This window comes from Pyrobaculum sp., from assembly GCF_049971835.1.
In the GTDB taxonomy this organism is placed as follows: Archaea; Thermoproteota; Thermoprotei; order Thermoproteales; family Thermoproteaceae; genus Pyrobaculum.
On the sequence record NZ_JBMFKV010000087.1, the window covers coordinates 1 to 8,641 of the forward strand.

The 8,641-nt window shown below is 58.1% G+C and carries 10 protein-coding genes; 7 read left to right on the forward strand and 3 right to left on the reverse strand.

Translation table 11 applies throughout. From position 1 onward, the window contains the following. Positions 1–377 (reverse strand): putative CRISPR-associated protein (locus ACP5J3_RS08390; protein WP_428495273.1); only part of this gene is annotated, 377 nt, incomplete at its 3' end. A gap of 665 nt (positions 378–1,042) precedes the next feature. Here ACP5J3_RS08390 and ACP5J3_RS08395 point away from each other — a divergent pair. Genes ACP5J3_RS08395 through ACP5J3_RS08425 form a run of 7 tightly spaced genes read left to right on the forward strand, consistent with a single transcriptional unit; the run spans position 1,043 to position 6,697 of the window. Then, positions 1,043–1,606: a hypothetical protein gene (locus ACP5J3_RS08395; protein ID WP_428495274.1), complete on the forward strand. Its 564-nt coding sequence runs from the start codon at positions 1,043–1,045 to the stop codon at positions 1,604–1,606. After that, positions 1,596–2,117 carry a hypothetical protein gene (locus tag ACP5J3_RS08400; protein ID WP_428495275.1) on the forward strand — a complete coding sequence of 174 codons (522 nt, stop codon included), beginning with the start codon at positions 1,596–1,598 and terminating at the stop codon, positions 2,115–2,117. The genes ACP5J3_RS08395 and ACP5J3_RS08400 overlap by 11 nt, the downstream gene beginning before the upstream one ends. Then, positions 2,105–2,839, forward strand: coding sequence for a SagB/ThcOx family dehydrogenase (locus ACP5J3_RS08405; protein ID WP_428495276.1), 735 nt, complete (start codon positions 2,105–2,107; stop codon positions 2,837–2,839). Before ACP5J3_RS08400 ends, ACP5J3_RS08405 begins: the two co-directional genes overlap by 13 nt. Continuing rightward, a complete protein-coding gene (locus tag ACP5J3_RS08410; RefSeq protein WP_428495277.1) occupies positions 2,823–3,668 on the forward strand; it encodes an ABC transporter ATP-binding protein in 846 nt (281 codons plus the stop codon). The genes ACP5J3_RS08405 and ACP5J3_RS08410 overlap by 17 nt, the downstream gene beginning before the upstream one ends. Beyond that, positions 3,661–4,731: a hypothetical protein gene (locus tag ACP5J3_RS08415; RefSeq protein ID WP_428495278.1), complete on the forward strand. Its 1,071-nt coding sequence runs from the start codon at positions 3,661–3,663 to the stop codon at positions 4,729–4,731. The genes ACP5J3_RS08410 and ACP5J3_RS08415 overlap by 8 nt, the downstream gene beginning before the upstream one ends. Beyond that, positions 4,728–5,408 (forward strand): hypothetical protein, encoded by a 681-nt coding sequence (locus ACP5J3_RS08420; protein ID WP_428495279.1) that lies wholly within the window; start codon positions 4,728–4,730, stop codon positions 5,406–5,408. Before ACP5J3_RS08415 ends, ACP5J3_RS08420 begins: the two co-directional genes overlap by 4 nt. Next, positions 5,405–6,697 carry a YcaO-like family protein gene (locus ACP5J3_RS08425; RefSeq protein WP_428495280.1) on the forward strand — a complete coding sequence of 431 codons (1,293 nt, stop codon included), beginning with the start codon at positions 5,405–5,407 and terminating at the stop codon, positions 6,695–6,697. The genes ACP5J3_RS08420 and ACP5J3_RS08425 overlap by 4 nt, the downstream gene beginning before the upstream one ends. A 463-nt stretch (positions 6,698–7,160) precedes the next feature. On the opposite strand, the gene ACP5J3_RS08430 is transcribed toward ACP5J3_RS08425, so the two are convergent. Both ACP5J3_RS08430 and ACP5J3_RS08435 read right to left on the reverse strand, forming a co-directional pair. Next, positions 7,161–7,709 carry a CRISPR-associated protein gene (locus tag ACP5J3_RS08430; protein WP_428495281.1) on the reverse strand — a complete coding sequence of 183 codons (549 nt, stop codon included), beginning with the start codon at positions 7,707–7,709 and terminating at the stop codon, positions 7,161–7,163. Further along, a partial coding sequence (locus ACP5J3_RS08435; RefSeq protein WP_428495282.1) for a DNA double-strand break repair nuclease NurA occupies positions 7,706–8,641 on the reverse strand: 936 nt, incomplete at its 5' end. The genes ACP5J3_RS08430 and ACP5J3_RS08435, both read right to left, overlap by 4 nt.

Here is an 8,641-nt window from a genome sequence, read left to right on the forward strand (position 1 = left end):
CCCTCAACCACCCTAGCCGAGGCCCGGCACGACCTGGCCCTAACCACCTGGCAAAAAGCCCTCTCCAACACAGAAGCCACAAACCTCCCCTGCCCCGTGTCTGACGCGTAAAACACAGCCGCGACGTCCCCCGCGAAGAGGCGGTCCCACCTCCTCGCCGCCTTAACCACGGTATTCAACTCGGCGCAGCAACGCTCAGGCTCCTCAACCGCGAACTTCAAAAAAGGATCTACAGACAACTCGGCAAATCTACTCTGCCTAGGGTCGTCCGGACTCAAGACAGCCAACTCCCCATCCACAATCCCCCTCCTCGCGGCGTTAGACAGGAGAGACACCCCAACGGTAACCCCCAAAAACACCCTGGGAAAAGCCGCCATGCAACAGACATGTACCACATTTAAAAATAATCCCACCCACCGCACCCAGAGCCCGCCCCAATGCCGCCGGGGGAGGCCAGACACGCAACCACAAGCCCCTCTCGCCACCAGTGGAGCGCGGCGCGCTTCTAAATAACTGGTTAGTTTTCTACCCCCCTAGAGGAGGCGGGGGCTTATCCCCCTCGACCTGGGGTCCTTATGGGGCTGAACAATTTTAACCAATGCGAGGTGTAGCGAAATATTGAGGAAGCCAGCGCTACGAGCGTCTCTTCACGTCTCTGCGCCGTCATTAAAAATGCGGCTTTTGGCTATATATAACTTCAACCGGGGGTGCACCAGGAGGTCCAGGAGCACCAGCAACCTGTCAGCTCCAGGGGTACTCTTGCTATCTTCTCTATGTTAATCTGGCCAATCCTAACATCACGTTTGATTTCCATAACAGATAGGATAATGAATGTGTATAAATCATTTATTGCGTTTCGTAGCTTCGACACATATCGAACGGTATTATCAAAAAACGAACAGAAAAGATAATATGGCTATCTGGAAACCTCGTTATGCGCACCAAAAGCCTAACAATAACCACATTAAACATAGAGAAGCTGGCAAGGGTTCCAGCGGATTCTCAAGGTTGGTGCTGGTGTTGGGGGGGTAGTTAATAACCTATGAAGAAAAAGTACAAAGTTTATTTCTCCCTCATGATTCTTGCCTTTATTCAAATCATGGTTTATATCTCAATGGCATCTAAAGGGAAATATCTGCATGAATTTCTTTTCGGCAGTGTTCCGTTCCTCGCGGTGGTAGCTCCGCTTCTGGGTCTACTAGTAGGGGTTTTAGACGTGAGGCTGAGTACATATATTGTGGCTAGGCTAGATCCGGCTAGGCTTGAGCTCGACGCTGAGAGAATAACAAGTTTGCAAGATCCCTATACGGGGAGGGGGATTTACGGCATCTTCATGAACAGCGCATATGTGTTAGGAGAGGAGGCTATCAGAGGCGTGGTACTCACAGTACTCAAAAAGGCGGTGAGCGTGGAAGTGCTGATAGCCGCAGGGACTTTCTTATTCATATTCTCTAGGAGCTTACCTATGTACCTGCGCGTTGTGAAAATGGTAGACGACTTCGTTCTCACACTCTTGTTCCTCTGGGGCGGGCTCCTAAGCGCTTGGCTAGCTCACACTTTTATGAATGCATATATTCTCTGGCCAATTGTTAAATATGCAAAGTAGATTCATGTCAAGACCACTGCGGCGTGTAGACGCTCGGGGCAGTTACTGGGATTTCGAGAAGTCCTTGACGGCTCTCTACGTTATGAACGCATCGCGTTCCCCGCAGGCGGTTGAACTCGATAATATGTGGACGTGGCACGGATTCGGAGAGGTGCACGAAATCCCGGAGGAGCTCAAGACTGTTGCCAAGAAGTTCATAAAACTGAGAGCTTGGAGATATCTAGATCTAGCCGTGGTTAAAGACGGCGTAACTTACAGAGTTATATCTGAGTCGCATATGGCCAAGATCGGCACGGCGTTTAAAACACCTGGCCGTCTTGCCTTAGTGCCGGTGGTAAGCGCCTTGAGATCCTACTACGCAGAAGGCGAAAGGGGGCTTATAACCGGCGTCGTACTAGCAGGTCTTCTCCTAGGCTTGGCGGATGCGTCAGGCGGCTGGGAGAGGGTCTTGAGTCCGCACATCGAGTTGCCAAAGACGTTGGTAGTCCCTGCATACCTATGGAGGAGTTAGAGTTCGTAATTAAGATAGACGAGGAGCTGGAGACGAAGGAGGACCCCCTTGTAATTGAAAAGCCGCCCCGTGGGTTGAGGCTTTATAAGGACTATAAAGAGCTTCTGCCGCTACCGAGGCCTGACGGGCCTTCGACGCCGTTTTTAGAAGTAGTTAAAAAAAGGAGGAGCGGCAGGCTCTTCGCCCCCCGCCCTATTTCTCTACAAGAGCTGTCTAATATACTCTTTGCGGCCGCGGGCGTCACCGAGACGGCGGATGGGATCTACGGCATGTTGGACTACCCCCTGAGGTCCTCCCCCAGCGCCGGGGGGCTCCACTGCGTAGATCTCTACCTCGCCGCGTTCAACGTCGAGGGCTTAGAGCCGGGGGTGTACTACTACCACTACGTTAGGCACAGCCTCGGGGTCCTGTGCCGCCCGTGCTACCCCCACACCTTGTCCGAAAGCTTTGTCCAGGGGGAGTTCAAAAACGCCCCCATCGCAATGTTCCTCGTGGGGGATCTAAGCAGAGGGCTGTGGAAGTACGGGAGGGCGTACTACAAGTACTGCCTCGTCGACGCCGGCGTAGTGGCGGAGAACATACACCTAGCAGCAACCGCCCAGGGCCTATCCTCCACAATTATAGCCGGCTTCGACAGAAAGGCCGTGGCCAAATCCCTCGGGCTGGCTAGACACGAAAGGCCTATCGTGGCCGTGGCGGTCGGCCATGGGCTACGTAATTGAGGCGACGGGCTTGACGAAGAGGTACGGAAACGTCGTCGCTCTTAACAACACGGACTTCTACATGAGGAGCAAGCTCGCCGCGTTGCTCGGCCCCAACGGGGCTGGGAAGACGACGCTTATAGAGGGCATGCTGGGGCTTAGAAGACTTGACGAGGGGAGGGTTGTAATCCTAGGCGAGGAGGTGCGGGGCGAGCTCCCCCCGCGCCTGGCGCGGAGGGTGGGCGTGGTGTTGGAGGGCACCTCGCTACTCGAAAACCTAACCGTGAGGGAGAACCTCGAGCTTGTAGCGTCTCTGTCCGGGGTGAAAATAGGCCCGCGGCAGATACTCGGGGCGCTGGAGGCTGTGGGGATTAAAGAACTTGCAAACAGACGCTACGGGAAGCTCTCAACAGGTCAGAGGAAGAGGGCTGATATAGCATCTGCGCTGTTGTTAGAGCCGGAGTTGTTGATACTGGACGAGCCGGAGTCCGGCCTCGACCCAGCCGCCAGGGTGGAGCTGATCCGCCTCTTCGAGGAGCTGGTGAGGGAGAGGGGGATTGCTGTGTTGTTTTCAACCCACGACATATCGCTGGCGTCGAGGGCGTGGGAGGTCTCCGTCATAGTGAGGGGGAGGGTCGTGGCGTCTGGCACGCCCTATGAGCTGGTCAGTAAGTTCGGAGGGGTGTGGAAAGCCCGCGTGACGACCGCCGACGGCGTTGAGAAGACGCTGGAGTTCAGCGACCTCAAGACTCTTCTGGCTACGCTGGCAGGCGAGGGGAATGTCGCCTCCGTGGAGATAAAGCCGCCAGATCTCTTCGAGGCCTTTAGAAAGCTGGCTGGATATGCTTAAGACGACGTACCTCCTACTGGTTAATACGCTACGGAGTAAGCCATTTCTATTCTGGATGGTTGCCTTCCCCGCTATCTTGATGGCTATCTTTGGCGCTGTGTTCGGAGGCGGCGGGGAGGCGGCGAAGGCGCCCGTGTTCTTATACGCCAACAACTCCCTAGGACAATTTCTAGAAGAGGCTCTAAACTCGACATATGATCTAAGGCTTGTAAGCCAAGTGGGCGACCCCAAGGCCTTCGTCTTGCGAGAGACGGCGCGTTTGAGGATGCCGGCGACGCTGGTAGTGGCGAACGGCTCCTCCATACATATCTACTCCGCGTCGAATATCTGGGGCGGCGTAGTCGCGGGTGCCGTGCAGGGGCTGATCTACCAGTACTACTATCCCAACCTCACAGTCCCTGTGGACGTGAAGCTGGAGATTATCGGAGCCGCCAACGCCACATCGATGCTAGCCCAAGGCCCCATGAGAACCGCCACCGTCTTGGTGTTAGTTGAGGCCATGGCCTCGGGTATTATGGGAATCTTATCACTCTTCGCCGGCTTAACTACGTCGGGTCTCAACAAGAGGGCGGCCCTCTTCAGAATGAGTAAGACTAATATCATGGCCTCCGTGGCGGCCTCAAATCTGCTATCTTCATTTATAGGGATCGGCGCGGTGTTTTTTGTCGCTGAGTTCTACGGCGTAAAGATCTGGCGAATTGCATCGTCGTGGCAGGTTTGGGCGGCGTACATCTTGAACTACCTCTTCTTCGCCGGCATTGGGTTGCTTATGACCAACGCCATGACTGTGCACAAGGCGGATGCTTCCGCCTTAATAAACCTCGGCGTGATGATATATCTGCTATTCGCCTTCACAACAGGCTACTTCATACCCCTTGAGGTGCTTCCCGAATCTATGGCTCGCATCGCCCTCGCGATGCCCACAAGCTACACCGCAACCTACGCCACCGTGACGGTGCTGGGCGGAGACGCTCCTATCAGCATGCTGGCGTACCCCGCCGCGGCGGCCGCCGCAGTCTTCGCGCTAGGCCTCCACTTTGTAAAACTCTACTCGAAGCCATGAGGGCCGTCAGAATCTCCCCCACAGAGATCGTCCTCCTTCAGGGGCTGTTTAAGCACTCTATCTTAGTGGAATGCGGCGACATTAAGGAATGCGACGAGATTATGGAGGCGCTGAAATCGGGGAGGCCCCATGAAAAACTCAGGGACTTGATGCCCCTAGGCGTTAGGCCGGCGCTACCGGTGGAGGTATTAGGCGATGGCCTTCTTGCCAGTGCCTTAAGAGCCGCTTTAAGCGAGGCTGGGGTTAAGTTTGGGCCCGGCCTTAAGATATACGCCACTGACAGCTGGAGGCCTTCTCTCCTTAGGAAAGTCGACGAGGAGGCGAGGCGTAGCCGGCACAGATACCTGCCCGTATTTCTCGCGCTTGACCTCGGGGTGATAGGCCCCCTATACGAGCCCGGCCTCCCTGGATATCTATGCCTAGAGCAACAACTAACAGCATCCACCAGCTGGCTGTTTAGATCCATCAGAGACTACGCAGATAAAGAGGAGCTACAGCCGGATCCCCTCTACCTAAAGTTCTTAGCCTACCTAACTGCAGTCATGTTTAAAACTGGTGCTGTTGAGGAGCTCAGAGGGAGGGCGGTTTTAGTAGACTTCGAGAGGTTTTTCATCGACGTAGCCCGTGTGTACTCCACGCCTCTCTGCGAGCCCTACGAAGTTGTATCGGGTTTATGAAGACGCTGGAGGAGTTCCTAGACGAGTTATCGCTTTTTGAGAACTTAGGCAACGTCGGCCACATCCACATTGGGCACCGCCTCAGCATCCCGCGGTGGAGCGACTTCCCGGTTCACACGGCGAATGTAGCCGACTTAGACTTCGGCATCTTGTACCAATCGCCCTGGTTTGAATACAAGTTCGTCCCGCACGGCGGGAAGGGGTTCAACGCCTTACGCGCGTACAAGTCCGCAATCGGCGAGGCGCTGGAGAGGTCGCTCCCCATCATGAAACCACCCAGGGCCGAGGTGGTGGCGCCGTACCGCGAGCTCACTTCAAGAGCGCTCGGCCCAAGGGAAATCCCGCTGTTCGCCCCGCAACAAGTCGTGCCTTTTAAAAAATTCACCGAGGAGACAAAGGTAGGGTGGGTTAGACTAGAGGGGGGAGACCGGCCGCTGGCCCCGGGGCAGATAGTGGCGTTTGGATACCGGCTGGCCAAGGGCGAGGCGCGAATCGGCTACTCCTCCAGCGGCGGGCTCGCGCTGGGCGTGGGGATGGAGGCGATCTACAGAGGCGCGTTGGAGTTTGTGGAGAGAGACGCCGTAAATCTCGGCTGGCACAGCGACATACCGCCGTATAGAGTCAGGATGAGCCTCGACGAGGCGCTGGCGTTGCTGGGCTTGAGGCCCAGGCCGCTTGATTACAAGCTCCACGTCTTCCTCTGGCGTACAGACGTCGAGGGGGTGTACGTCGTCACGGCGCATCTGCTGGCGGATAGAGATGTGTATTGCTACATGCCCGGCGGCGGAGCCGGCTTCAGCTTTGAAGAGGCCCTAGCCAAGGCCCTGGGCGAGGTCGGCCAAGCCTTTATGTTCATGTACCAAGTAGCTCTCCTGAGGAAGGAGCTCGGCGGGGACAGCGCGCTGTACTACGTAGAGAAGGACGCAGACCCCACCGAGGCCGACAACCTATTCAGAATAGTGTGGTACTGGGGCTACAGAGAAAACCTAGCGAGGCTCTACGACATGTTCTTTTCAAGATCAAAGGAGATGCAGCCCCCCAAAGGCGGGGGGCCCGAGAGGCTGTCCCACAGACTATCCTCGCTACCGAGCTACTACTGGTACGAATACCACGGCTACGACCCTCTAAGGCTGGTGAAGGTCTTCATCCCAAGCCTAACCCAATACAACACGCCGAGGTGGCCCATGTTTGGACACCCCCGCTACTACAACGCCAAGAAAATACTAGGCATATGCGACTGCCACCTCACATACGAGGAGCTTAGGAAGATCCCGGTGCCCTATCCATAACGCGCCCGCCACGCCCTTCTCAGCCCCGCCCAAGCCACGACGTGCGCCCACATGGGAGGGACCCCACGCGACGCCGGGGCTAAAAGGCGAGGCAAACGGCGCCGCCAGTTCCAGCCGGCGGAGACGCGCAGTTGACCCACGCAGATAATAGCGGGGGGACGTCCTCGCGCCGGCGGGTCTGCAGAGGCCAGCCCCAGGGGCAACTGAGGCGCGGCCGCAGTTGGCACACGCTGATGGCGGCGTCGACCACCCTGGCGGCACCCCCGTGCGCGGCTCAGCGCATGCACAAGCCCCGCCTAGAGAGTAGAAAGGGAAAGTGTGCGCCGAAAACGCCAGGCGTTTAGTAGAAGGTTCGGCGACTTGTTACAAACCGCGCCGAAAGAAGTCCACGCGACCCACCTCCTCAAAGACACCACCTGGCGCCCCCAGCTACGGCGAGGCTCCCCGCCCTTAAGAGCTCGCGTCACTCGTCAACTGAGGTAGCTACCCCCAGTTCATGTGGGAGGCGGCAGATCTCCACCTGGGGCACCTCGAATAGGTTGCCCCCCTCGTCTACATATATCACCTTTGCCCCCGCCAGCCACCCCGCCAGTGCGAGGTAGACCACCTGGAGGTTGAAGCCGGAGGTGATGGAGACGTACCCCCCGCCTGCGGCGCGGAGCCTCTCGACGGCTAGACGCAGGAACTCCGCCACCCCCTGGTAGTCCCCCGGGGCGAACCTCTTGACCGTGTAGAACCCCAGGGGCTCCGCCGCCCCCGACACCCTGGCGCAGAGCAGAATCAGCCGGGCCGCGGCGACTGACTCGGGGGTGTCCGTGGCCACCAGCTCCAGCCCCACCCGCGCCCCCAGGCGCCTCCCCAGGACCTCGGCGGCGTGGAGCTCGGGCACTTGAGACGGCTGCGGGCACCTGTCGCCGTATTTATCCAGCCTAGCCGCCACCAGCCCCGCCGGGTTGTCGACCCCCATCTTCCTCAAAATTGTAAGCCCAGCCGCGGCGAGGAGGTAAGTCATAGCTCCCTAGCCGCGGCCGCCACCGCCTCCAAGCCTCTATAAGTGGGCTCCACAGGAGAGGCGGAGTAGAGGAGCCTCACCGCGGCGGCGTTTAGACGCCTGGCGAGCCTGTCGGCGGCGGATATGGGCACGGGCACCCCCACGTGGTCAGCAAGAGACCCGAGCCAGGTGGCCGCCTCCCTCGCGAGGGACGGGTCAAAGGCCTCGACTCTCAAAACCCTCACCCCCTTGGCGCTCGGCACCCCCACGTAGTACATGTACTTGACCAAGTCCCCCCACTTAACCACGACGGGGCCCACAAACCCGGGCCTCCCCTCCAGAAGCCTCCTCGCCGCCACCTCGTCGTCTGAGCCGACGCCGACGCACCTAGCCAGATACGCAGACTGATCCACCCTCTTAACCACCCCCACCACCCGCCTCCCCCGCAGAAGCTCAAAACGCCTCCGGTACACCTCCGAGTAGAGAAAGGCGTAGGCCCCGCCCCTCTTCAACACGTCGAGCGCCCGGAAGAGGGGGCCGTCGAGGAGCAACACCCCACCGCCGTCCCAGACACGCGCCAGCACCTCCTCCACGTGATACCTAACCTCGTCCCTAGCCGCCTCCAAGTCGAAATCCACGTCAAAAACCCTATCCAAAAACCTCGACCTGTAGTACAGCCTAGACCCCTCCAGCAAATCCCCACCACCCCTAAAATTCAGCCTCACCCCCAGCCACGACGCAGACACCCCAGGCACAAAAGCCGAACAGCGGCCCACCAAAGCCCCAGTAGTCACAATCACAGAAACACCCTCAAACTCCACAACAACAGAATGGCTGTCGAGACCATGCACATCGCCAGGCGGAGGCGAAGACTCCCACTTCACCTCATAAAAATCGCACCAACCCTCCGCCAGCTCCACCCACCCCCCAGACGGCGGAGGCGCCTCAGCCGC